We start from the raw sequence: 24,379 nt of genomic DNA on the forward strand, positions 1-24,379 counted from the left end.
GCGGCCACTTTCGAATAGGGACATAAACGCCGGAACGATTGCGTTTAGGGTGCTTATTTGGCGCTGCGATGGTCGGGCATGCCGGCAACCGGGTGGGGCGTCACGCCACCACGCTATCGGACAATTTTTTTCATTTGAACAGGCAACACGACATCGTATGAGTCATCGTTTAACGTCAAAAGATATCCTGGCATTGGGCTTTATGACCTTTGCCTTATTCGTCGGGGCCGGGAACATCATCTTCCCGCCGATGGTCGGTTTACAGTCCGGTGAACATGTCTGGACTGCGGCGCTGGGCTTCCTGATCACCGCCGTCGGCCTACCGGTCATCACCGTCATCGCGCTGGCACGCGTCGGCGGCGGCATCGACGCCCTCAGTTCGCCGATTGGCCGCGGTGCCGGCCTGCTGCTGGCGACCGTTTGCTACCTGGCCGTCGGCCCGCTGTTCGCGACGCCGCGCACCGCCACCGTCTCCTTTGAAGTGGGCATCGCCCCGCTGACCGGCGACGGCGCCATGCCGCTGTTCATCTACAGCCTGGTGTATTTCGCGCTGGTGATTGGCATCTCCCTGTATCCGGGCCGCCTGCTCGATACCGTTGGCCACGTGCTGGCGCCGCTGAAGATCGTGGCGTTGGCCGTACTGGGCATCGCCGCGTTGCTGTGGCCTGCCGGCGCGCCGATTCCGGCGACGGCGGCTTACCAGAGCGTGCCTTTCTCTTCCGGTTTCGTTAACGGCTATCTGACCATGGATACGCTGGGCGCGCTGGTATTCGGCATCGTTATCGTCAACGCGGCGCGCTCGCGCGGCGTGAAAGACGCCGGTCTGTTGACCCGTTACACCATTCTGGCCGGTTTGATCGCCGGCGTGGGCCTGACGCTGGTTTATCTGAGCCTGTTCAAGCTGGGTTCCGGCAGCGGCGCGCTGGTGCCTGACGCTACCAACGGCGCGGTGATCCTGCATGCTTACGTTCAGAACACCTTCGGCGGCCTGGGCAGCTTCTTCCTGGCGGCGCTGATCTTCATCGCCTGCATGGTGACTGCGGTAGGCCTGACCTGCGCCTGCGCCGAGTTCTTCGCGCAATACCTGCCGTTTTCCTACAAGACGCTGGTGTTTATTCTGGGCCTGTTCTCGATGGTGGTGTCCAACCTCGGTCTGAGCCACCTGATCCAGATCTCCATTCCGGTGCTGACCGCGATTTACCCGCCGTGCATCGTGCTGGTGGTGCTGAGCTTCACCCTGCGTTGGTGGCACAGCGCACCGCGCATCATCGCGCCGGTGATGCTTGTCAGCCTGTTGTTTGGTATCCTTGACGCAGTGAAAGCGTCCAGCTTCCAGCAGCTGCTGCCGGCCTGGACCACTCACCTGCCGCTGGCGGAGCAGGGGTTGGCATGGTTGCCGCCTTCGCTGCTGATGCTGGTGCTGGTCGCGATTTATGATCGGGTGTGCACGCGTTCTCAAGTGACCGCGCACTGATAATCCCCCGGCTTAATCTAGGGCCACGGACATGTCCGTGGCTTTTTTACGTTTAAAACTATGGGTCATCTTCATGCAACAACAGTCACCCACCACTGCCCCCGACAATAAGCTGAAACGCGGCCTCAGCACGCGTCACATCCGCTTTATGGCGCTGGGGTCGGCCATCGGCACCGGGTTGTTCTACGGCTCGGCGGACGCCATCAAAATGGCCGGCCCGAGCGTGCTGCTGGCTTACCTGATCGGCGGCATCGTGGCCTTTATCATCATGCGCGCGCTGGGGGAGATGTCGGTCAACAACCCACAGGCCAGCTCGTTTTCCCGTTACGCGCAGGATTACCTCGGCCCGATGGCGGGCTACATCACCGGCTGGACTTACTGCTTTGAAATCCTGATTGTCGCCATCGCCGACGTGACCGCTTTCGGCATCTATATGGGCGTCTGGTTCCCGGAAGTGCCGCATTGGATCTGGGTGCTGAGCGTGGTGCTGATCATCGGCGCCATCAACCTGATGAGCGTCAAGGTGTTCGGCGAGCTGGAGTTCTGGTTCTCGTTCTTCAAGGTCGCCACCATCATCATCATGATCGCGGCCGGCATCGGCATCATCATCTGGGGTATCGGCAACGGCGGGCAACCGACCGGCATTCATAACCTGTGGTCGAACGGCGGCTTCTTCAGCAACGGTTTTATCGGCATGATCCTGTCGCTGCAGCTGGTGATGTTCGCTTACGGCGGCATTGAAATTATCGGTATCACCGCCGGCGAAGCGAAAGATCCGAAAAAATCGATTCCGAAGGCCATCAACTCGGTGCCATGGCGCATTCTGGTGTTCTACGTCGGCACGCTGTTCGTCATCATGTCGATCTACCCGTGGAACCAGGTGGGCACCAACGGCAGCCCGTTCGTGCTGACCTTCCAGCATATGGGCATCACCGTGGCGGCGGGCATCCTCAACTTCGTGGTGATCACCGCTTCACTGTCGGCGATCAACAGCGACGTGTTCGGCGTCGGTCGCATGCTGCACGGCATGGCCGAACAGGGGCACGCGCCGAAGATGTTCAGCAAGGTATCGAAACGCGGCATTCCTTGGGTGACGGTAGTGGTGATGATGCTGGCGCTGTTGCTGGCGGTGTACCTCAACTACATCATGCCGGAGAGCGTGTTCCTGGTGATCGCCTCCCTGGCGACCTTCGCCACCGTGTGGGTGTGGATCATGATCCTGTTCTCCCAAATCGCCTTCCGCCGCAGCCTGAGCAAAGAGCAGGTGAAGCAGCTGGCGTTCCCGCTGCGCGGCGGGGTGTTCACCTCGGTGGTGGCGATCGTGTTCCTGGTGTTCATCATCGGCCTGATCGGCTACTTCCCGACCACGCGCGTCTCGCTGTACGCCGGCCTGGTCTGGGTGGTATTGCTGCTGGCGGGGTACTGGTTCAAAGTCAACCATCAGAAAAAACGCGCGCCGTTGGCGACGCAGCAAGACTAAATGAAAAACACCGGCTAAGGCCGGTGTTTTTTTAGGGGGCAGGCGTCAAGCGAAGTCCAGCTTGCGCAGTTTCGATACGTCGATGGACTGCCTGGCCTGCCACAGATCGTAAGCATCCTGCATGCCCATCCACACCTGTTCGGAACTGCCTATCACGATGGACAGGCGGATGGCCATTTCCGGCGAGATATCGGACTTTCCGCTGATCAGACGTTGAACCGTGGAGGGCGCGACGTCCAGCGCTTTAGCCAGCGCGCGCGCGCTGAGATTCAGCGTTTCCATGGTTTCTTTGATCAACTCGCCAGGATGAGGGGGGTTATGCATGCGGTTCATTAGTGATAGTCCTCATAATTCACGATATAAACATCACCCTCGACCAGTTCAAACGTGATACGCCAGTTGCCGGTGACGGTGACGGACCATTGCCCGCTGCGAGCGCCCGTTAACGGGTGCAAGAAGAAGCCGGGCAGATCTACGTCATCAATCACTTTCGCCAGATCCAGCACGCTCAGCCGCAGCGCGATTTTCTTCGCCTGCTTGGCGTCGATACCCGCCGTTGAACCGGTTTCGAAAAACTTTTTGAGTCCCTTATGCTTGAAGCTTCTTATCATCCTGACGGCTCCATGGGTGTTGCGCTATACGCATCATAGCCAGGTGTTGCGTATGGCGCAACAAGGTGGGGTGTTTTTTGACCATCACGTCAGGCGTTTATCTTCCACTTCATCCTCCCCGGCGGCGCGCGCTTCGATACGCATGTCGCCGTCGTTCAGGCGTTCTTCCTCTTCCTCGCCGGCGCAGCGCGCCAGCACTTCGCGAATGTCCTGCAGGTTGCTGCTCAGAGCGCTCAGCGAAGGTTGCAGGTTGCGGGGCATGCGGCTTTCATCCAGCGAAGCGCTGTGCAGGCAGCCGATAAACAGCAGGGTGGCCATCAGGGTGAACAGCCGATGACGTAACCGTTTCAGCAAGGGCTTTCCCTCTCGGTGGTGAAGGTGATGGCGCATTAACGCCGTTTTCGCTGGGGAAAAGAAGGGGATGGAGATATCTGCTGGCAATTGAAAGAACATCATTACCAGCAGACATCTTTACGTCAGCCGATGTCAGGAAGCGTTCGCGCTTTGTAGCAGCATGCCGCGCAGGTCGTTGCCGGTTGGCGTCTGGTGCACGCGCAGGCCGAATTCGTCGATCACCGCCAGGATATGGTCGAAAATATCCGCCTGAATGCTTTCATACTCCGCCCAGACCGTGGTGTTGGTGAAGGCGTAGATTTCCAGCGGCAGCCCTTCCGGCGTCGGCGCCAGCTGGCGCACCATCAGCGTCATGTTCTGGTGAATGCGCGGGTGAGCGCGCAGGTAGGCTTCCAGATAGGCGCGCAGCGTGCCGAGGTTGGTGAGGCGGCGGCCGTTGAGCGGCGAGGCCAGATCGATGGCGATCTCCTGGTTGTGCTGGCTCAGCTCCTGGGTTTTGTTATCCAGATAGCTGTGCAGCAGCGGGTTGCGCTGCAGACGGCGCTGCTCTTCTTCCGACAGGAAGTGCACGCTGCCGGTGTCGATATTCAGGCTGCGCTTGATGCGGCGCCCGCCGGATTCCGACATCGACCGCCAGTTTTTGAACGAGTCGGAGATCAGCGCGTAGGTGGGGATGGTGGTGACGGTGTTGTCCCAGTTACGCACTTTGACCGTGGTCAGGCCGATGTCGGTGACCGCGCCGTCGGCGCCGTATTTCGGCATTTCCAGCCAGTCGCCGATCTTGAGCATATCGTTGGCGGAAAGCTGAATGCCGGCCACCAGCCCGAGGATCGGATCCTTGAACACCAACATCAAGACCGCGGTCATGGCGCCCAGTCCGCTGAGCAGCAGCAGCGGCGATTTGCCCATCAGCAGCGAGACGATCATGATGCCGATCAGGATCGCCGCCACCAGTTTCAGGCCCTGGAAAATGCCGCGCAGCGGCAGCTGATTGGAAATCGGGCTTTGGCGCAGCAGCGCCAGCAGCGTATCCAGCAGCGAGAACAGCGACAGCAGGGTGAAGGCGAGGATCCACACCTGCGCGGCGGTGACGATCACCGCCTGGGTCTGGCTGCCGCTCTGCAGCCACAGCGTCGCCTGGATGCTGATGATCACCCCTTGCAGCAGCAGCGCCACGCGCTGGAACAGTTTGTATTGGGTGATGGCCTGTTGCCAGACGCGCTGCGATTGCTGGCCACGGCGCTGAAGGGCAGCCAACACTACCCGATGCAGCACCATGTGGATCGCCACCGAGATCAGAACAATCAACCCCAATACCATCAACAGCGACATCACTCCGCCGAATTCCAAACCAAATTGTTCCAGCCAGCGCGTTATCTGTTGTTGCATTACCGCTCCTTAAAAAATGCGCAAAAAATATCCTGTAAACTTAAAACGCGTTAGCCTAAGGGGTAACGTGCAGGATTTGTGCCTGTTTACCTTTTTTTACATCAAGTTAGCGTTATTTTTCAGTCTCCGCCCCCCGGCTCATCCCCGGGTTTTGCGGCCAGAGAGGAGGGGGAGTTGCACTTAACGTGGCATTGTTCGCTTCTTGAAGAACGCCGTCGATTTCGTTTGGTACAGCAGGAGAACAGTATGCTTAACGCCTGGCATCAACCGGTCCCGCCTTTTGTCGTAAAACAAGGGCAACGTTTGGATATCACGCTGTGGTTACAAGGGGATGAACTGCCGGAACGGGTATTTTTGCGCGCCGAACCGGACAACGAAGAGTGGCTGCTGGCGATGAAAGCGCAGCGCCACGAGGGGATGCGGCGTTACCAGGCCAGCCTGACGCTGAATGAGGGCGAGCCGACGCGGCGTTACTGTTTCAAGCTGCTGTGGGCCGATCGCCAACAGTGGTTCGGGCCGCAGGGCTGGTCGCCAACGCCGCCGGGCCAGCTGGCGCAGTTCGCCGTCGACGATCCTGACAATGGCCCCGAGTGGGTGGCGGATCAGCTGTTCTACCAGATTTTCCCCGATCGCTTCGCCAGCAGCGGCGGTGAGCACGGTATCCAGAGCGGCAGCTACCGCCATCACGCGGTCGGCGCCGAGGTGATTCGGCGCGACTGGCAGCATCCGCTGGAGGACCGCCACGCCGCCTCGACCTTTTACGGCGGCGATCTGGACGGCATTTGCGCCAAACTGCCATACCTGCAGCAGCTGGGCGTGACGGCGCTGTATCTGAACCCGATTTTTACCGCGCCGAGCGTGCACAAGTACGATACCGAGGACTACTACCAGGTCGATCCGCACTTCGGCGGCAACGCGGCGCTGCAGCGTTTGCGAGTGAGTACTAACAAGGTAGGCATGAAACTGGTGCTGGACGGGGTATTCAACCACACCGGCGACTCGCATCCGTGGTTCGACCGCCATCGTCAGGGTGAAAATGGCGCCTGCCACCATCCCGATTCGCCGTATCGCGGCTGGTTCAACTTCTACCCGGACGGCCGCGCGCTCGACTGGAAGGGCAACGCCAGCCTGCCGAAGCTCAACTTCGCCGAGCCGCAGGTGGCGGAAGCGATTTATCAGGGCGAAGGCAGCGTGGTGCGCCACTGGCTGCGCCCGCCGTACAGCATCGACGGCTGGCGGCTGGACGTGGTGCACATGCTGGGGGAGAACGGCGGCGCCGCCGGCAACCTGCGCCATCTGGCGGGCATCTATCAGGCGGTGAAACAGGAGGATCCGCAGGCCTACGTGTTGGGCGAGCACTTCGGCGACGCGCGTCGCTGGCTGCATGCCGGCGTGGAGGATGCGGCGATGAACTACATGGGATTCGCGCTGCCGGTGCGGGCATTTTTAGCGGGGTTGGACGTGGCCTATCACCCGGTGCGGCTGGACGCCGCCGGATGCGCACAGTGGATGGACGGCTACCGCGCCGGGTTGCCGCATGGCCGCCAGCTGATCCAGTTCAACCAGTTGGACAGTCACGATACCGCGCGTTTCCTCACGCTGTTGCAGGGGAACGCGGCGCGCATGCAGATGGCGGCGGTGTGGCTGCTGAGCTGGATCGGCGTGCCTTGCCTCTATTATGGCGATGAGATTGGGTTGGACGGCGGCAACGATCCGTTCTGCCGCAAGCCGTTCCCGTGGGACGTCGCCGACTGGGACCGGCCGCTGCTGGCGCTGTTCCAGCGCATGGCGGCGCTGCGTAAACAGAGCCTGGCCTTGCGCCGTGGCGGCTGCCAGGTGTTGTACGCCAGCGGCGAAACGCTGGTGTTCGTGCGCCTGTATCAGCAGGAGCAGGTGCTGGTGGCGCTGCAGCGCGACGGCAGCGGCCAGGCGCAGCTGCCGCATAACCCGCTGCTGGCGCGCGGCCCGTGGCGGCGTGTGGAAGGGCGGGGAGAGTTGAGCGAAACGGCGGGCGGGTTGCGCCTGCAGTTGGCAGAAGAGTCGGCTACCGTATGGCGCTGCGAAGGTTAAAGAAACTGCGGGGGCCAAAGGGCCCCCGCGATTAAGGTAAGTGGGCGTTTACATCAGTAACCGACCGCGGAGCCTGCCGGGCGGCGCACGTCGTTGGCGCCGTACAGATAGCCTTCGCGCACTTTGCCGGAAACCGCCGAATCGTTGCCGGAGTTGGCCGGTGTGACGCCCGCCGCGCCCGGCAAGCCGACCAGAATCAGTTCGGCGGCGCCCCACGGCGTTTGCTCGACCATCTTGTAGCCCATGCCGCTCAGCAGCTTCAGCGTATCGGCGGAAACGCCACGCTGTTCGTAGTACACCTCATCCGGCAACCATTGGTGATGGATGCGCGGCGCGTCCACCGCTTCCTGCGGCGCCATGCCGTGGTCGATCACGTTCAACGCGGTCTGCAGGGTGATGGTGATGATGCGCGAACCGCCCGGCGAACCCAGTACCATAAAGATCTTGTTGTCCTTGGTCACCAGCGTCGGGCTCATCGACGATAGTGGGCGCTTACCGGGGGCAATGCTATTGGCGGTGCCTTGCACCAGCCCGTACAGGTTTTTCTCACCCACTTTGACCGTAAAATCGTCCATCTCGTCGTTGAGGAAGAAGCCGGTGCCCGGTGCGATCACCACGGCGCCGAAGCGGCCGTTGACGGTATAGGTGGTGGAGACCGCGTTGCCGTCATGGTCGACAATCGAATAATGGGTGGTTTCCGGTTTCTCATGCGGCTCCATGCCGGGCTGCACGTTTTCCGACGGCGTGGCTTTGTCTGCAACGATTTTCTTGCGGATCTGCTCGGCGTAGCTCTTGCTCACCAGCCGATCGATCGGGTTCTTGATGAATGCCGGGTCGCCGAGATAGGTGTTGCGGTCCATGTAGGCATGGCGCATCGCCTCGGTCATGGTGTGAATGGCCGCCGCCGAGTTGAAGCCCATGCTTTTCAGGTCGTAGCCTTCCACCACGTTGAGGATTTCGCACAGCGTCACGCCGCCGGAGCTGGGAGGCGGCGCCGACACGAACTTGTAGCCGCGATAGCTGCAGGTGATCGGCAGGGTTTCGGTGACCTTGTAGTTGGCGAAGTCGGCCGCCGTCAGAATGCCGCCGCCCTGCTTGGCCGCCGCCTCCACCGCCTGCGGGATCTTGCCTTTGTAGAAAGCGTCGGTTCCCCCTTTGGCGATGGCTTCCAGCGTGTTGGCCAGATCGGTTTGCACCAGCTTATCTCCCGGCTGCAGCGGGCTGCCGTCCGGGCGCAGGAAGATTTTGGCCGACTCGGGATCCTGTTTGAAGCGCGTGATGGTGGTGTCGAGGATATCGGTGTCGGCGCGGGTCAGCACAAAGCCTTCCCGCGCGAGCTTGATCGCCGGTGCCAGCACCTGTTCGCGGCTCAGTTTGCCGTACTTCTCGCGCGCGGTTTCCATCCCCAGCACGGTGCCCGGCACGCCCGCCGCCAGATAGCCGTACAGGCTGGCGTCTTTCTTCACCTTGCCGTCGGCATCCAGATACATGTTGGCGCTGGCCGCGGCCGGCGCGGTTTCGCGGAAGTTGATGAAGGTGTCGGTGCCGTCCGCCAGGTGGACGGTCATAAAGCCGCCGCCGCCGATGTTGCCGCAGCAGGGGTTAACCACCGCCTGCGCATAGCCGACCGCCACGGCGGCGTCGATGGCGTTGCCGCCCATTTTCAGGATATCCACACCGACCTGCGAGGCCAGGTGCTGCGAGGTGACCACCATGCCGTTTTTGGCTTCCACCGCCGGGTTAGACGCCGCATACAGGCTGCCGCTGACCAGCAGCGCCGCCATGGTCAGGGGTTTGCTCCATTTCTGTAAAAACATAGTTATTCCTATCCTGTCAGTTTTTTATTGTGTTGTGTTTGCTTGCCGTTACTCGCTTGCAAAGCGCGAGCCAGCGTTATTGATAGTAGCCGCAGATGGGCGCACGCGCGGCGATCGGGATAGGAAATGTGAGCGGAAACAGGGAAATAAAGCACAGAAGGTGGGCATGTTGCCCCAAAAAGGGGCACAAAAAAACCGGCCCGTGGGCCGGTTGATTCACTATCAGGCTGAAATTACAGCTTGGCAGCGTTTTCAGACAGGTATTTTGCTACGCCGTCTGGGGAAGCGCCCATACCTGCTTTGCCTTTTTCCCACTGAGCCGGGCACACTTCACCGTGCTCTTCGTGGAATTGCAGCGCGTCAACGGTACGGATCATTTCGTCGATGTTACGGCCGATTGGCAGGTCGTTAACAACCTGAGCACGCACGATGCCGTCTTTGTCGATCAGGAAGGAGCCGCGCAGCGCAACGCCGGCTTCCGGGTGTTCGATGCCGTAAGCTTTCTGAATTTCACGCTTGATGTCAGCAACCATTGCGTATTTCACTTCACCGATGCCGCCTTTGTCGACAGGGGTTTTACGCCATGCGTTGTGAACGAATTCTGAGTCGAAGGAAACGCCAACCACTTCAACGCCACGCTTCTGGAACTCTTCATAGCGGTGATCGAAAGCGATCAGCTCGGAAGGGCATACGAAGGTGAAGTCCATTGGCCAGAAGAACAGGACGGCTGGTTTGCCGTTCAGGTGCTTCTTCAGGTTGAAGTTTTCAACGATTTCGCCGCTACCCAGTACGGCAGCTGCAGTGAAGTCAGGGGCTTGACGAGTTACCAGGACCATAATTACTCCTGTAATAGGTGTTAAAGGGTGGATGTAAAAACAAGGGCCAGTATAGGGGCCGTGACTTGGTGAATAAAGGGTAAAAGACCAATCGATGAGATAGCTTTCACCTATCAAAGTCGTTGATATAATTTATCGAGCTTTAAAAATAACCTTTTCCCACAAAAGGGCAAGCGGCAAAACGTAAATTCTTGCAAGGCGCTGCAATTTCAAACGCTTGGGCTTGACCTCAGAGCCTTTTATCCTTCGCCTGCCGCATCATTTGCGGGTAAAACTGCCAGAACTGTGTTTCAAGCTGATGATAATGTTGCTCGACGTCGGCGAACGAGCCGGCCAGCGCCTCAAGGCGCGGGCGGCGGCTGGCCATGCCCTGCAGCACTCGGGCGATGAACGGCAATTCGGCGTAGCGTTCCAGCCAGCGCTCCGGCCACAGATAGCCGTTCAGGTTCTGAAAACGCGGCGGCGTGAGCGGCAGGTAAGGTTCGATCTGGCTGCGGGCTTCCTGGGTGAACTGGTGCAGATCGCGCGAGGGCTCCAGCTGCTGCCAGTGGCGCGCCAAAAAATGGTCCCACACCACGTCGAGGGTGATCGGCGCCACGCGGCGGTAAGGGGCGCTGAAATAGTCGCGGCAGGCTTTGACCTGCGGCAGGCTGTCGGTCAACACGTCGACGCGGCGATGCATCATGATGCCGGCCACCACGTCGGGCTGGTAGTCGGCGGCGGGGTTGCCGCGCACGAAATCGGCCAGCAGGTTGCCCAGCAGCGAGCTGTCCGCCAGCATGGCCAGATGGAGATGAGCGAGAAAATTCATCCCTCAACTATACCCGAAGTCAGGCAAATCCTCCTTATTTCTTGCCGCTGACCGCCCCCGGCTTTAGACTAGGCCGCCTGTTTTTTACCAACCAGCCTTAAATTGAAGAAGTGAATACCCATGCGCGTCGCTGATTTTTCGTTTGAACTTCCCGAATCCCTGATTGCCCACTATCCCCAGGCCGAGCGCAGCGCATGCCGCCTGCTGCAGCTGGACGGGCCGAGCGGGGCGCTGACGCACGGCGTATTCACCGATCTGCTGGACAAGCTGGAGGCCGGCGATCTGCTGGTGTTCAACAATACCCGCGTGATCCCGGCGCGCATGTTCGGCCGCAAGGTCAGCGGCGGCAAGATTGAAGTGCTGGTGGAGCGCGTGCTGGACGACCATCGCGTGCTGGCGCACGTGCGCGCGTCGAAAGCGCCGAAGCCGGGCGCCGAGCTGCTGCTGGGGGATGACGAGAGCATCGCCGCCACCATGGTGGCGCGCCATGAGACGCTGTTCGAGCTGCGTTTCAACGACGAGCGCGACGTATTCACCATTCTCAACGCGGCCGGCCATATGCCGCTGCCGCCGTATATCGCTCGCCCGGATGAAGACGCCGACCGCGAGCTGTATCAGACGGTCTACAGCGAGAAGCCGGGCGCGGTCGCCGCGCCGACCGCCGGCCTGCATTTCGACGAACCGCTGCTGGCGGCGCTGCGCGCCAAGGGCGTGGAAATGGCGTTCGTGACGCTGCACGTCGGCGCCGGCACCTTCCAGCCGGTGCGCGTGGAAACCATCGAAGATCACGTGATGCACGCCGAATACGCCGAAGTGCCGCAGGAGGTGGTCGATGCGGTGCTGGCCTGCAAAGCGCGCGGCAAGCGCGTGGTGGCGGTGGGCACCACCTCGGTGCGCTCGCTGGAGAGCGCCGCGGCGGCCAGCAAAGAGGCGCTGATTGCGCCGTTCTTCGGCGACACCAGCATCTTTATCTATCCGGGTTACCACTACCAGGTGATCGACGCGCTGGTGACCAATTTCCACCTGCCTGAGTCGACCCTGATCATGCTGGTGTCGGCCTTCGCCGGCTATAAAAATACCATGAACGCCTATCAGCAGGCGGTAGCCGAGCAGTATCGCTTTTTCAGCTACGGCGATGCGATGTTCATCAGCCGTAACCCGCAGGCGGAAAACGAATCCGTCGGCGGCTAAATTCCCGGGCTGCGCGCATGGCGCGGCCCCGTTTCAACGACATCAGACTGTTTCTCTGATGCTGGAGGCTTTGTGAAGTACGAATTACAAACTACCGATGGCCGCGCGCGTCGCGGCCGCCTGATCTTCGACCGCGGCGTAGTGGAAACCCCGGCCTTTATGCCGGTCGGCACCTACGGTACGGTCAAGGGCATGACGCCGGAAGAAGTGAAAGAGACCGGCGCGCAGATCCTGCTGGGCAACACCTTCCACCTGTGGCTGCGCCCGGGCCAGGAGATCATGAAACTGCACGGCGATCTGCACGACTTCATGCAGTGGCCGGGCCCGATCCTCACCGACTCCGGCGGTTTCCAGGTGTTCAGCCTGGGGGCGATGCGCAAGATCAAAGAGGAAGGCGTGTACTTCCGCAATCCGATCAACGGCGACAAGGTGTTCCTGAGCCCGGAAAAATCGATGGAAATCCAGTATGACCTGGGTTCCGACATCGTGATGATCTTCGACGAATGCACGCCGTACCCGGCCGACTGGGACTACGCCAAGCGTTCGATGGAAATGTCGCTGCGTTGGGCGCAGCGCAGCCGCCAGCGTTTCGACGAGCTGGAAAATAAAAATGCGCTGTTCGGCATCATTCAGGGCGGCGTTTACGAAGATTTACGTGATGTTTCAGTAAAAGGGCTGGTGGATATCGGCTTTGATGGGTACGCTGTGGGCGGCTTGGCTGTAGGCGAGCCGAAAGAGGATATGCATCGCATTCTTGAACACGTTTGCCCGCAAATTCCGGAAGATAAGCCACGCTATTTGATGGGCGTCGGCAAGCCGGAAGATTTGGTGGAAGGCGTGCGCCGCGGCATCGACATGTTCGACTGCGTCATGCCGACCCGCAACGCCCGCAACGGCCATCTGTTCGTGACTGACGGTGTGGTAAAAATCCGTAATGCCAAGCACAAGGATGATACTTCTCCGCTGGATAAGGACTGTGATTGCTACACTTGTCGCCATTACAGCCGCGCCTACTTGCACCATCTCGACCGTTGCAACGAAATATTGGGTGCTCGACTGAACACAATTCATAACCTGCGTCACTACCAGCGCCTGATGGCGGGTTTACGCCAGGCTATCGAAGAGGGTAAATTAGAGCAGTTTGTTGCGGATTTCTATGGTCGGATCGGCAAGCCGATTCCGCCTTTAAACGCTTGATCTAATAATTGATAACTTAATGAGGGAATTTCAATGAGCTTTTTCATTTCTGACGCCGTCGCATCCGCAGGGGCTCCGGCTCAGGGAAGCCCGTACTCTCTGATCATTATGCTGGTGGTGTTCGGCCTGATCTTCTACTTCATGATCCTGCGCCCACAGCAGAAACGCGCGAAAGATCACAAGAAGCTGATGGACTCCATCGGTAAAGGCGACGAAGTGCTGACCACCGGCGGCCTGATCGGTCGCGTGACCAAAGTGGCCGACACCGGCATCATCGCCATCGCGCTGAACGACACCACGGAAGTGATGATCAAGCGTGACTTCGTGGCGGCCGTTCTGCCGAAAGGTACCATGAAGGCCCTGTAATCTTTTTTCCCGAAGGGAATTGCCGTGCTAAACCGTTATCCTTTGTGGAAGTATCTGATGTTGATCGTCGTGATCCTCGTCGGTCTGCTTTATGCGCTTCCCAACATCTACGGTGAGGATCCGGCCGTACAAATCACTGGCGCGCGCGGCGTCGCCGCCAGTGAAACTACGCTGGACCAGGTCCGTACCGTATTAGAAAAAGACAACATCGCGAGCAAGTCGATTGCGCTGGAAAACGGCGCCATCCTGGCTCGCTTTAAAGATTCCGACGTTCAGCTGCGCGCCCGTGAAGCGCTGATGACCGAGCTGGGTGACAAATTCGTCGTGGCGCTGAACCTGGCGCCGGCCACGCCGACCTGGCTGGCCATGCTGGGCGCTGAGCCGATGAAACTCGGCCTGGACCTGCGCGGCGGCGTGCACTTCCTGATGGAAGTGGACATGGACACCGCGCTGAGCAAGCTGCAGGAACAGACCATGGATACCCTGCGCAGCGAGCTGCGTGAGAAGGGCATTCCTTACGCGTCTATCCGCAAGCTGGACAACAACGGCGTGGAAGTTCGTTTCCGCGACGATGCGGCCCGCGACCAGGCCATCAGCTACATCGGCCCGCGTCAGCGCGATCTGGTGCTGTCCGCCAACGGCGCCAACACCATGAAAGCCAGCCTGACGGACGCCCGTCTGAGCGAAGCGCGCGAATACGCCGTCCAGCAGAACATCACTATCCTGCGTAATCGCGTCAACCAGCTCGGCGTCGCCGAACCGCTGGTGCAGCGCCAGGGCTCCGACCGCATCGTGGTCGAGCTGCCGGGCATTCAGGACACCGCGCGCGCCAAAGAAATTCTGGGCGCCACCGCGACCCTGGAATTCCGTCTGGTGAACACCAATGCGGACGCCACTGCGGCGGCCAACGGCCGCGTGCCGGGCGATTCCGAGGTGAAGTACACCCGTGACGGCCAGCCGATCGTGCTGTACAAGCGCGTGATCCTGACCGGTGACCACATCACCGACTCCACCTCGAGCACCGACGAATACAACCAGCCGCAGGTTAACATCTCGCTGGACAGCGCCGGCGGCACGTCCATGTCCAACTTCACCAAGGACAACATCGGCAAGCCGATGGCGACCCTGTTCGTGGAGTATAAGGACAGCGGCAAGAAAGACGCCAACGGTCGCGCGGTGCTGGTGAAACAGGAAGAAGTGATCAACGTGGCGAACATTCAGTCGCGTCTGGGCAACAGCTTCCGTATCACCGGTATCGGCAACCCGAACGAAGCGCGTCAGCTTTCGCTGCTGCTGCGCGCGGGGGCACTGATCGCGCCGATTCAGATCGTTGAAGAGCGCACCATCGGTCCAACCCTGGGTCAGCAGAACATTACCCAAGGCCTGGAAGCCTGTCTGTGGGGCCTGGTGGCGTCCATCGTCTTCATGGTGGTCTGGTACCGTAAATTCGGCGTGATCGCCACCACGGCGCTGGTCGCCAACCTGGTGCTGATCGTCGGCGTGATGTCCCTGTTGCCGGGGGCGACGCTGACCATGCCGGGTATTGCCGGGATCGTGTTGACGCTGGCGGTGGCGGTCGACGCCAACGTACTGATTAACGAACGTATCAAGGAAGAGCTGAAGAACGGCAGGTCCGTTCAGCAGGCGATCCATGAGGGCTATAAAGGCGCGTTCTCCAGTATCGTCGACGCCAACATCACCACCCTGATCACCGCGGTCATCCTGTACGCAGTCGGCACCGGTTCGATCAAGGGCTTTGCGATCACCACCGCTATCGGTGTGGCGACGTCCATGTTCACCGCGATTGTCGGTACCCGTGCCATCGTCAACCTGCTTTACGGCGGCAAACGCATTAACAAGCTGTCTATCTGAGGAGTGCGTTGTGGCACAGGATTATACTGTTGAGCAACTCAACTACGGCCGTAAAGTCTACGACTTTATGCGCTGGGACTACGTGGCCTTCGGCATCTCGTTGGTGCTGTTGGTCGCGTCGATCGCCACCATGTCGGTGCGCGGCTTTAACTGGGGTCTGGATTTCACCGGCGGTACGGTGATTGAAATCAACCTGGAGAAGCCGGCTAACCTTGACCTGATGCGCGATACGCTGGAGAAGGCCGGGTTCCAGGATCCGATCATCCAGAACTTCGGCAGCAGCCGCGACGTGATGGTGCGCATGCCACCGGCGACCGGCACCGCAGGCCAGGAGCTGGGTAACAAGGTGATCGGCGTGATCAACGACTCGGTGGATAAGAACGCCACCGTGAAGCGCATCGAGTTCGTCGGCCCGAGCGTGGGCAGCGAACTGGCGCAAACCGGCGGCATGGCGCTGCTGGTGGCGTTGATCTGTATCCTGATCTACGTCGGTTTCCGCTTCGAATGGCGCCTGGCGCTGGGGGCGGTTATCGCGCTGGCGCACGACGTGATCATCACGCTGGGCGTGCTGTCGCTGTTCCACATCGAGATTGACCTGACCATCGTCGCTTCCCTGATGTCGGTTATCGGTTACTCGCTGAACGACAGCATCGTGGTATCCGACCGTATTCGTGAGAACTTCCGCAAGATCCGCCGCGGCACGCCTTACGAGATCATGAACGTGTCGTTGACCCAGACGCTGAGCCGTACGCTGATGACCTCCGGGACCACCCTGATGGTGGTGCTGATGCTGTACATCTTCGGCGGCGCGATGCTGCAAGGCTTCTCGCTGGCGATGCTGATCGGCGTGTCGATCGGTACCGTTTCCTCTATCTACGTCGCGTCCGCGCTGGCGTTGAAACTGGGGATGAAACGCGAACACATGCTGCAGCAAAAAGTGGAAAAAGAGGGCGCCGATCAGCCTTCGATTCTGCCTTAACCGCCGCAGTATTCAGCGAAATGAGAAGGAGCGCCGATGGGCGCTCCTTTTTTTTGCCTCGGTTTCAGCGCGGCTGCACCACCGCCGGCTGGGCGGTCGAAACCAGGCTGTGCAGACGGATGTAGCCCAATTGTTCCGGCGTCAGGCCGCTGAAGCGCAGCTCGAAGTCCTGGCCGGGTTTCGGCAGCAGCGAGTCGGCGCTGGCGATCGGTTGCGACAGCGCCTCGGCGGTCAACGGCCGGCCGGTAGCCTCGTCCAACTGGCCCCATTCCACCACCGCTTTGAACGGCGGCAGCGTGGCCTGTGAGAGGATGCGCACATGTAGTTGCGCCTGCGTGCCGTTGGCTTCGCTCTTGATGTGGCTCAGTGAAACGCTCAGCTCGCCGATGCCGCTTTGCAAACGGGCGGCGCTGCGGGCCGCCGGCAGCAGGTAGACGCCGTTGTCGGAGTGCTGATTGAGCAGATTCTGTCGCTCCAGCGCGGTGGTTTGGTCGGTCAGCACGCTCACTTTCTGGTTCAGTGCGGCGACCTGATGGCGCAGCTGTGGCACGGCGGGGTTGTGCGCGCAGCCCGCCAACAACAGGGCGATGGCGAGCAGGCCGATTTTGGGGTAACGGGTTGTCATGAGGGCGATGTCCTATGCTGAATCTCCTGCTATCAAGCTTAGCCCGCATGGAGGTGAAAGTCATATCGACGCCGCCTTCCCGCCGCCTGTCGCAACAAATCGCCGCCGCCCTTTGTTGTGGCTGCACTTCGGGTTAAACTGCATTTATCTATAAAAAAAGTTTATCAGGACGTGTTATGCATTGCCCTTTCTGCGCCGCCGTTGATACCAAAGTCATTGATTCCCGCCTGGTGGGGGACGGTTCGCAAGTGCGCCGCCGCCGCCAGTGTCTGGTGTGCAATGAACGCTTCACCACCTTCGAGGTGGCCGAGTTGGTGATGCCGCGAGTGATTAAAAGCGATGAGGTGCGCGAGCCGTTCAACGAAGACAAGCTGCGTCGCGGCATGCTGAAAGCGCTGGAGAAGCGCCCGGTAAGCTCGGACGACGTGGAAAACGCCCTTAACCATATCAAATCCCAACTGCGCGCCACCGGCGAACGCGAAGTGCCGACCAAATTAGTCGGCAATCTGGTGATGGACGCGTTGAAAAAGCTGGATAAGGTGGCCTACATTCGCTTTGCGTCGGTATACCGCAGCTTCGAAGACGTGCGCGAGTTCGGCGAAGAGATCGCCCGCCTGCAAGACTAAAGGATCTTTCATGCATCACGACGAATTTTACATGGCGCGCGCCTTCGAGCTGGCGCGGCTGGGGCGTTTCACCACTGCGCCCAATCCGAACGTCGGCTGCGTTATCGTGCGCGACGGCGAAATTGTCGGTGAAGGCTATCATCTGCGCGCCGGCGAGCCGCACGCGGAAGTGCATGCGCTGCGCATGGCGGGCGACAAGGCGCGCGGCGCCACCGCCTATGTCACGCTCGAACCGTGCAGCCATCACGGCCGCACGCCGCCCTGCGCCGATGCGCTGGTGGCCGCCGGCGTGACGCGGGTGGTCGCGGCGATGCAAGATCCCAATCCGCAGGTGGCGGGGCGCGGGCTGTACAAGCTGCAGCAGGCCGGCGTCGAGGTGCGTCATGGCCTGATGCTGGCCGAAGCCGAAGCGGTCAACCTGGGCTTCCTCAAACGCATGCGCACCGGTTTCCCCTATGTACAGCTGAAGCTGGGCGCGTCGCTGGATGGCCGCACGGCGATGGCCTCCGGCGAAAGCCAGTGGATCACTTCACCCGAAGCGCGTCAGGACGTGCAGCGCCTGCGCGCGCAAAGCGCCGCGATTCTCAGCACCAGCGCCACCGTGCTGGCGGACGATCCGTCGCTGACGGTGCGTTGGGATGAGCTGGACGCCGAAACCCAGCGCCTCTATCCGCGCGAAAATCTGCGTCAGCCGCTGCGCATCCTGCTGGACAGCCAAAATCGCATTACCCCGCAACACCGCGTGGTGCAGCAGCCTGGCGCCACCTGGCTGGCGCGCCAGCAAGCGGATGAACAGGCCTGGCCGCAAGACGTCGAGCAGTTCATCTGCCCGGCGCACGGCGGCGGGGTCGATCTGGTGGTGATGATGATGCTGTTGGCCAAGCGCCAGGTGAATTCAATCTGGGTGGAGGCGGGGGCGACGCTGGCCGGTGCGCTGCTGCAGGCCGGCCTGGTGGATGAGCTCATTTTGTACATCGCGCCAAAACTGTTGGGCGATAATGGCCGCGGCCTGTGTCATTTGCCGGGCCTGGAGCATTTGGCCGACGCGCCGGAATTCGTCTTTAGCGACGTGCGGCAGGTTGGCCCCGATCTGCGTTTGCGCCTGCGGGCGAAACACTGAATCTCGCGCCCGCGCGCCGGTTTTACAAAAGCGCCGCGCAGGCGATGAAAGAATATGATAGAATCCGCCCCCCTGCGGGGTATTGAACCCATTTTTAAGGAAAGCCCATGAAAGTTATCGAAGGTGTTGTTGCTACTCCAAATGCCCGTGTGGCGATCGCAATTGCACGTTTTAACAATTTCATCAACGACAGCCTGCTGGAAGGTGCCATCGACGCGCTGAAACGCATTGGTCAGGTTGCTGACGACAACATCACCGTTGTCTGGGTCCCGGGCGCTTACGAGCTGCCGTTGACGGCGAGCGTATTGGCCAAAACCGGCAAATACGACGCGGTTATCGCGCTGGGCACCGTTATCCGTGGGGGCACCGCGCACTTCGAATATGTGGCGGGCGAAGCCAGCTCCGGCATCGGCAACGTTGCGATGAATGCCGAAATCCCGGTTGCCTTTGGCGTGCTGACCACCGAAAGCATCGAACAGGCGATCGAACGCGCCGGCACCAAAGCGGGCAACAAAGGCGCTGAAGCCGCGCTGACCGCACTTGAAATGATTAATGTTATCAAAGCTATTAAAGCCTGAATTTAGTTAAGGGGAATTCCGTGAAACCTGCTGCTCGTCGCCGCGCTCGTGAGTGCGCTGTTCAAGCGCTTTACTCTTGGCAGTTGTCTAAAAACGACCTTGCCGATGTTGAACACCAGTTCCTGACGGAGCAGGATGTCAAAGATGTTGACGTCGCCTATTTTCGCGAGTTGCTGTCCGGCGCGGCAGTGAATGCAGGTATGCTGGACGAACTGATGGCGCCATACCTGTCGCGTCAGCTCGAAGAGCTGGGCCAGGTGGAGCGCGCAGTGCTGCGCGTCGCGCTGTTTGAACTGAAAATGCGCGAGGATGTCCCTTACAAGGTGGCGATCAACGAAGCGATCGAACTGGCGAAAACCTTCGGCGCGGAAGACAGCCACAAGTTTGTGAACGGGGTGCTGGATAAAGTGGCGCCAACCCTTCGCAAGAAAAAGTAAAACATTAAGGCCGGTATCCCCGGCCTTAATTTCTTCTAGTGGAATATCGATATGGCATGCGGCGAATTTGACCTCATTGCCCGCTATTTTGACCGGTTTAAGCGCGTGCGCCGGGATGTACAGTTGGGCATTGGAGATGACTGCGCACTGCTGGCAGTGCCGGAAAAACAGCTGGTGGCCGTCAGTACCGATACGCTGGTGGCGGGCATTCACTTCCTGCCGGACATCGATCCGGCCGATCTTGGTTACAAAGCACTGGCGGTCAATCTCAGCGATCTGGCGGCGATGGGCGCCGATCCTGCGTGGCTTTCGCTGGCCCTGACGCTGCCGGAGGTGGACGAACCCTGGCTGAAGGCCTTCAGCGACAGCCTGTTCGATCAGCTGAACTATTACGGCATGCAGCTGATCGGCGGTGATACCACGCGCGGCCCGCTGAGCATGACCTTGACCATTCAGGGGCTGATCCCGGCCGGCCGGGCGCTGACCCGCAGCGGTGCGCGCATCGGCGACTGGATCTACGTGACCGGCACGCTGGGCGACAGCGCCGCCGGTTTGGCGATCCTGCAGGATCGTCTGGCGGTGACGGATACGGCGGCGCGCGATTACCTGATCGCTCGCCATCTGCGCCCGCAGCCGCGGGTGTTGCAGGGGCAGGCGCTGCGCGATCTGGCCAGCTCGGCGATCGACATCTCCGACGGCCTGATCTCCGATCTGAAACACATCCTGAAGGCCAGCGACTGTGGCGCACGCATCGTGCTGGACGAGCTGCCGATGTCGCAGGCGCTGAGCAGCCACGCGGATGCCGAGCAGGCGCTGCGTTGGGCGCTGGCGGGCGGCGAAGATTACGAGTTGTGCTTCACCGTGCCGGAAATCAACCGCGGCGCGTTGGAAGTGGCGCTGAGCCATCTCGGGGCCGACTACACCTGTATCGGCCAGATTGGCCCGCTGTCTGAAGGCATTCGCTATTATCGCAACGACGAGGCGGTGGAGCTGGACTGGGTCGGGTTCGACCATTTCAATGCGGAGCCGGGCAACCATGGATGAAGCCAAGCGTCGGCTGCGGATGAGCAATCCGTGGCACCTGCTGGCCACCGGCTTCGGCAGCGGTTTGTCGCCGATCATGCCGGGCACCATGGGATCGCTGGCGGCGATCCCGTTCTGGCTGTTGCTGATCCAACTGCCGTGGCAGCTCTACTCGCTGGCGGTGATGTTCAGCATCTGCATCGGCGTCTATATTTGCCATCGCACGGCGAAAGACATGAAGGTGCACGATCACGGCAGCATCGTCTGGGATGAGTTCGTCGGCATGTGGATCACGCTGATGGCGCTGCCGGTCAACGACTGGCGCTGGGTCGCCGCCGGTTTCGTCATCTTCCGCATTTTGGACATGTGGAAGCCGTGGCCGATCCGCTGGTTCGATCGCAACGTGCATGGCGGCATGGGCATCATGGTCGACGACATCATCGCCGGCGTGTTGTCCGCCGGCATCATCTACTTGATTGGGCACCACTGGCCGATCGGGTTGTTCTGACAGACGGGCGCGGTGTTTCGCGCCCGCTGCTCTTTATTCAAACCCCGTCACCCGATGCGGCACGTAAGCCGTCTCCAGTTCTGCCACCTCTTGCGGCGACAAACTCAAATCGACCGCGGCGATGGCGTCGTCCAGCTGTTCGCTGCGCGAGGCGCCGACGATCGGCGCGCTGACCGCCGGTTTGTTCAGCAGCCAGGCCAGTGCGATCTGCGCCCGCGAGACGCCGCGTTCTTCGGCGAGGCTGGCGACGCGTTCGGCGATGATGGCGTCGATGCCTTCGGTTTCCTCATACAGGCTCTTGCCGAACTGGTCGGAAACCAGCCGCGCGGTGGTTTCGCCCCAGGGGCGGGTCAGGCGGCCGCGCGCCAGCGGGCTCCACGGCAGCACGGCGATGCCTTCGGCGGCGCACAGAGGGTGCATTTCGCGCTCTTCTTCGCGCTGGATCAGGTTGTATTGATCCTGCATGCTGACGAAGCGCGTCCAGCCGTGCAGATCGGCGGTGTACAGCGCCTTGGCGAACTGCCAGGCGTACATCGAGGAGGCGCCGATGTAACGCGCCTTACCGGCTTTCACCACCTCGTGCAGCGCTTCCAGCGTCTCTTCCAGCGGCGTTTCGTAATCCCAGCGGTGGATCTGCAGCAAATCGACATAGTCGGTGCCCAGGCGCCGTAGGCTGTCGTCGATGGACTGCATGATGTTGGCGCGCGATAAACCGCGCTTCAGATTGCTCAGCGGGAAATAGACCTTGGTGGCGACCACCACGTCTTCGCGCCGGGCATAGTCGCGCAGCGCCCGGCCGAGGATCTCCTCGCTGCTGCCGTCGGAATAGCTGTTGGCGGTGTCGAAAAAGTTGATGCCGGCTTCCAGCGCCTGTTTCAGCAGCGGGCGGCTGCTCTCTTCCGGCAGCGTCCAGGCGTGATTGCCGCGGTTCGGTTCGCCATAGGTCATGCAACCCAGGCAGATGCGCGAGACGTTCAGATCGGTGTTGCCCAGTTTCAGGTACTTCATGCTTGCCTCCCATTCACAACTCAGACAGTAACTGTAGCGCGGATCCCGGAGGGCTGAAACGAAAACGCCCCCGGGAGCGGAGGCGTTTTTTCAGGCGCGGGCGGCGATTACTGCGCCAGCCAGGTTTCGATTTGGCGCTGAATGCCGGCTGCGTCCAGCCCCAGATCGGCGCGCAGCTCTTCCTGGGTGCCCTGCGAGACGAAGCTGTCCGGCAGGCCGAGGTTCAGCACTGGCACCGGACGGCGTTTGGCCATCAGCAGTTCGTTGACGCCGCTGCCGGCGCCGCCCATGATGGCGTTCTCTTCCAGCGTGACCAGCGCGTCATGGCTGGCGGCCAGTTCGAGCACCAGCTCCTCGTCCAGCGGTTTGACGAAGCGCATGTCGACCAGCGTGGCGTTGAGCGCTTCCGCCGCTTGCGCGGCCTCCGGCAGCAGGGTGCCGAAGTTGAGAATGGCGATCTTTTCCCCCTGGCGGCGCACCACGCCTTTGCCGATCGGCAGCAGGCTGAGCGGCTCCAGCGCCGCGCCAGTGCCGGTGCCGCGCGGATAACGCACGGCGCTCGGGCCGGCATTGTAGTGATAGCCGGTATACAGCATCTGGCGGCATTCGTTCTCGTCGCTCGGCGTCATGATCACCATGGTCGGGATGCAGCGCATGAACGACAGATCGAACGCCCCCTGGTGGGTCTGGCCGTCGGCACCGACGATGCCGCCGCGATCGATGGCGAACATCACCGGCAGGTTTTGGATCGCCACGTCGTGGATCAACTGATCGTAGGCGCGCTGCAGGAAGGTGGAGTAGATCGCCACCACCGGCTTGTAGCCGCCGATCGCCAGCCCGGCGGCGAAGGTGACCGCGTGCTGCTCGGCGATCGCCACGTCGAAGTACTGCTGCGGATAGTCGCGGGAGAACTGCACCATGCCGGAGCCTTCGCGCATCGCCGGGGTGATCGCCATCAGCGAGCTGTCTTTGGCGGCGGTTTCACACAGCCAGTCGCCGAAGATTTTCGAATAGGTCGGCAGACCGCCGGCGCTTTTCGGCAGCGTGCCGCTGGCGGGATCGAACTTCGGCACCGCGTGGAAGCTGATTGGGTCCTTCTCCGCCGGCGCGTAACCACGGCCTTTCTTGGTCATGATGTGCAACAGCTGCGGGCCTTTCAGATCGCGCATGTTTTTCAACGTGGCGACCAGCCCCTGCACGTCGTGCCCGTCTACCGGGCCGATGTAGTTGAAGCCCAGCTCTTCGAACAGCGTGCCAGGCACCACCATGCCTTTCAGGTGCTCTTCGGTGCGTTTCACCAGCTCCTTGATCGGCGGCACGCCGGCCAGCACTTTCTTGCCGCCTTCGCGCAGGGTGGAGTAAAGTTTGCCGGACAGCAGCTGCGCCAGATGGTTGTTCAGCGCGCCGACGTTTTCCGAGATCGACATCTCGTTGTCGTTCAGCACCACCAGCATGTCCGGGTTGATGTCACCGGCGTGGTTCATCGCTTCGAACGCCATGCCGGCGGTGATGGCACCGTCGCCGATCACGCACACCGTGCGGCGGCCCTTGCCCTCACGCTCCGCCGCCACCGCCATGCCGAGGCCGGCGCTGATCGAGGTCGACGAGTGGCCGACCGACAGCACGTCGTATTCGCTCTCGGCGCGCCACGGGAAGGGGTGCAGGCCGTTCTTTTGCCGGATAGTGGCGATGCGGTCGCGGCGACCGGTCAGAATTTTGTGCGGGTAGGCCTGGTGGCCGACGTCCCACACCAGATGATCGAACGGCGTGTTGTAGACGAAATGCAACGCCACCGTCAGTTCGACGGTACCCAGCCCGGAGGCAAAGTGGCCGCTGGAACGACTGACGCTGTTCAGCAGGTATTGCCGCAGCTCATCGCACAGCTTCGGCAAGCTCTCTTTGGGCAGCGAACGGAGTTCCTCGGGGTTTTCCGCTAGCGCCAGGGTTGGGTATTTGGCTATATCAAGACTCATTCGATACTCATATCAGAGGAGTTAACGTCACACG

24 protein-coding genes are annotated in these 24,379 nt (G+C 60.8%); 14 read left to right on the forward strand and 10 right to left on the reverse strand.

Translation table 11 applies throughout. From position 1 onward, the window contains the following. Positions 1–157: 157 nt before the first annotated feature. On the forward strand, positions 158–1,474 hold the full coding sequence (gene brnQ, locus GKN89_RS19205) for a branched-chain amino acid transport system II carrier protein (protein WP_038873241.1): 1,317 nt from the start codon (positions 158–160) through the stop codon (positions 1,472–1,474). A gap of 73 nt (positions 1,475–1,547) precedes the next feature. Further along, positions 1,548–2,954 (forward strand): proline-specific permease ProY, encoded by a 1,407-nt coding sequence (proY, locus tag GKN89_RS19210; RefSeq protein WP_019454218.1) that lies wholly within the window; start codon positions 1,548–1,550, stop codon positions 2,952–2,954. Positions 2,955–2,999: 45 nt separating this feature from the next. Here the strand turns inward: proY and GKN89_RS19215 are convergent, their stop codons facing one another. The 4 genes from GKN89_RS19215 to GKN89_RS19230 form a co-directional block, all read right to left on the reverse strand. Next, a complete protein-coding gene (locus GKN89_RS19215; RefSeq protein WP_025160069.1) occupies positions 3,000–3,287 on the reverse strand; it encodes a HigA family addiction module antitoxin in 288 nt (95 codons plus the stop codon). Beyond that, positions 3,287–3,565 (reverse strand): type II toxin-antitoxin system RelE/ParE family toxin, encoded by a 279-nt coding sequence (locus tag GKN89_RS19220; protein ID WP_019454217.1) that lies wholly within the window; start codon positions 3,563–3,565, stop codon positions 3,287–3,289. The genes GKN89_RS19215 and GKN89_RS19220 overlap by 1 nt, the downstream gene beginning before the upstream one ends. A gap of 84 nt (positions 3,566–3,649) precedes the next feature. Then, the gene (locus GKN89_RS19225) at positions 3,650–3,919 is read right to left on the reverse strand and encodes a hypothetical protein (RefSeq protein WP_154747570.1); all 270 of its coding nucleotides are present in this window, start codon (positions 3,917–3,919) and stop codon (positions 3,650–3,652) included. A gap of 132 nt (positions 3,920–4,051) precedes the next feature. Then, positions 4,052–5,308, reverse strand: a complete 1,257-nt coding sequence (locus tag GKN89_RS19230) for a mechanosensitive ion channel family protein (RefSeq protein ID WP_154747571.1) — start codon at positions 5,306–5,308, stop codon at positions 4,052–4,054. A gap of 246 nt (positions 5,309–5,554) precedes the next feature. On the opposite strand from GKN89_RS19230, the gene malZ reads away from it, so the two are divergent. Then, positions 5,555–7,378: a maltodextrin glucosidase gene (gene malZ, locus GKN89_RS19235; RefSeq protein ID WP_154747572.1), complete on the forward strand. Its 1,824-nt coding sequence runs from the start codon at positions 5,555–5,557 to the stop codon at positions 7,376–7,378. A gap of 53 nt (positions 7,379–7,431) precedes the next feature. On the opposite strand, the gene ggt is transcribed toward malZ, so the two are convergent. The 3 genes from ggt to GKN89_RS19250 all read right to left on the reverse strand — a co-directional run bounded on the left by ggt (position 7,432) and on the right by GKN89_RS19250 (position 10,842). Continuing rightward, positions 7,432–9,195 (reverse strand): gamma-glutamyltransferase, encoded by a 1,764-nt coding sequence (gene ggt, locus GKN89_RS19240; RefSeq protein WP_154747573.1) that lies wholly within the window; start codon positions 9,193–9,195, stop codon positions 7,432–7,434. 233 nt (positions 9,196–9,428) lie between these two features. Continuing rightward, the gene (locus GKN89_RS19245; protein WP_019454212.1) at positions 9,429–10,031 is read right to left on the reverse strand and encodes a peroxiredoxin C; all 603 of its coding nucleotides are present in this window, start codon (positions 10,029–10,031) and stop codon (positions 9,429–9,431) included. Between the two features lie 229 nt (positions 10,032–10,260). After that, positions 10,261–10,842 (reverse strand): ACP phosphodiesterase, encoded by a 582-nt coding sequence (locus GKN89_RS19250; RefSeq protein ID WP_019454211.1) that lies wholly within the window; start codon positions 10,840–10,842, stop codon positions 10,261–10,263. A gap of 120 nt (positions 10,843–10,962) precedes the next feature. Here GKN89_RS19250 and queA point away from each other — a divergent pair, with 120 nt between their 5' ends. From queA to secF, 5 genes are all read left to right on the forward strand, one after another. Then, a complete protein-coding gene (gene queA / locus GKN89_RS19255; protein ID WP_004940394.1) occupies positions 10,963–12,033 on the forward strand; it encodes a tRNA preQ1(34) S-adenosylmethionine ribosyltransferase-isomerase QueA in 1,071 nt (356 codons plus the stop codon). Between the two features lie 72 nt (positions 12,034–12,105). Further along, positions 12,106–13,230 (forward strand): tRNA guanosine(34) transglycosylase Tgt, encoded by a 1,125-nt coding sequence (gene tgt / locus GKN89_RS19260; protein WP_016928877.1) that lies wholly within the window; start codon positions 12,106–12,108, stop codon positions 13,228–13,230. A 33-nt stretch (positions 13,231–13,263) separates the two neighbouring features. Then, positions 13,264–13,596: a preprotein translocase subunit YajC gene (gene yajC, locus GKN89_RS19265; protein WP_004940391.1), complete on the forward strand. Its 333-nt coding sequence runs from the start codon at positions 13,264–13,266 to the stop codon at positions 13,594–13,596. A 24-nt stretch (positions 13,597–13,620) separates the two neighbouring features. After that, a complete protein-coding gene (secD, locus tag GKN89_RS19270) occupies positions 13,621–15,468 on the forward strand; it encodes a protein translocase subunit SecD (protein ID WP_025160068.1) in 1,848 nt (615 codons plus the stop codon). 10 nt (positions 15,469–15,478) lie between these two features. Further along, positions 15,479–16,447, forward strand: coding sequence for a protein translocase subunit SecF (secF, locus tag GKN89_RS19275; protein WP_019454209.1), 969 nt, complete (start codon positions 15,479–15,481; stop codon positions 16,445–16,447). A gap of 64 nt (positions 16,448–16,511) precedes the next feature. Here the strand turns inward: secF and GKN89_RS19280 are convergent, their stop codons facing one another. Continuing rightward, positions 16,512–17,072 (reverse strand): DUF3251 domain-containing protein, encoded by a 561-nt coding sequence (locus tag GKN89_RS19280; protein ID WP_063918834.1) that lies wholly within the window; start codon positions 17,070–17,072, stop codon positions 16,512–16,514. A gap of 176 nt (positions 17,073–17,248) precedes the next feature. On the opposite strand from GKN89_RS19280, the gene nrdR reads away from it, so the two are divergent. The 6 genes from nrdR to pgpA all read left to right on the forward strand — a co-directional run bounded on the left by nrdR (position 17,249) and on the right by pgpA (position 21,364). After that, positions 17,249–17,698, forward strand: coding sequence for a transcriptional regulator NrdR (gene nrdR, locus GKN89_RS19285; protein WP_004940387.1), 450 nt, complete (start codon positions 17,249–17,251; stop codon positions 17,696–17,698). A gap of 10 nt (positions 17,699–17,708) precedes the next feature. Then, the gene (gene ribD / locus GKN89_RS19290; RefSeq protein WP_154747576.1) at positions 17,709–18,818 is read left to right on the forward strand and encodes a bifunctional diaminohydroxyphosphoribosylaminopyrimidine deaminase/5-amino-6-(5-phosphoribosylamino)uracil reductase RibD; all 1,110 of its coding nucleotides are present in this window, start codon (positions 17,709–17,711) and stop codon (positions 18,816–18,818) included. Positions 18,819–18,925: 107 nt separating this feature from the next. Then, positions 18,926–19,396, forward strand: coding sequence for a 6,7-dimethyl-8-ribityllumazine synthase (gene ribE, locus GKN89_RS19295; protein ID WP_004940385.1), 471 nt, complete (start codon positions 18,926–18,928; stop codon positions 19,394–19,396). 20 nt (positions 19,397–19,416) lie between these two features. Further along, positions 19,417–19,833 carry a transcription antitermination factor NusB gene (nusB, locus tag GKN89_RS19300; protein WP_004940384.1) on the forward strand — a complete coding sequence of 139 codons (417 nt, stop codon included), beginning with the start codon at positions 19,417–19,419 and terminating at the stop codon, positions 19,831–19,833. A 51-nt stretch (positions 19,834–19,884) separates the two neighbouring features. Next, positions 19,885–20,877 carry a thiamine-phosphate kinase gene (gene thiL, locus GKN89_RS19305; protein ID WP_019454206.1) on the forward strand — a complete coding sequence of 331 codons (993 nt, stop codon included), beginning with the start codon at positions 19,885–19,887 and terminating at the stop codon, positions 20,875–20,877. Then, positions 20,870–21,364: a phosphatidylglycerophosphatase A gene (pgpA, locus tag GKN89_RS19310; RefSeq protein WP_019454205.1), complete on the forward strand. Its 495-nt coding sequence runs from the start codon at positions 20,870–20,872 to the stop codon at positions 21,362–21,364. Before thiL ends, pgpA begins: the two co-directional genes overlap by 8 nt. A gap of 33 nt (positions 21,365–21,397) precedes the next feature. On the opposite strand, the gene GKN89_RS19315 is transcribed toward pgpA, so the two are convergent. Next, entirely contained in the window at positions 21,398–22,372 is a 975-nt protein-coding gene (locus GKN89_RS19315; RefSeq protein ID WP_154747578.1) for an aldo/keto reductase, read from the reverse strand. A gap of 107 nt (positions 22,373–22,479) precedes the next feature. Continuing rightward, positions 22,480–24,345 (reverse strand): 1-deoxy-D-xylulose-5-phosphate synthase, encoded by a 1,866-nt coding sequence (gene dxs / locus GKN89_RS19320; RefSeq protein ID WP_154747579.1) that lies wholly within the window; start codon positions 24,343–24,345, stop codon positions 22,480–22,482. Positions 24,346–24,379 lie beyond the last annotated feature (34 nt).

The sequence above is a fragment of the Serratia sp. YC16 genome (assembly GCF_009707615.1).
In the GTDB taxonomy this organism is placed as follows: domain Bacteria; phylum Pseudomonadota; class Gammaproteobacteria; order Enterobacterales; family Enterobacteriaceae; genus Serratia; species Serratia surfactantfaciens.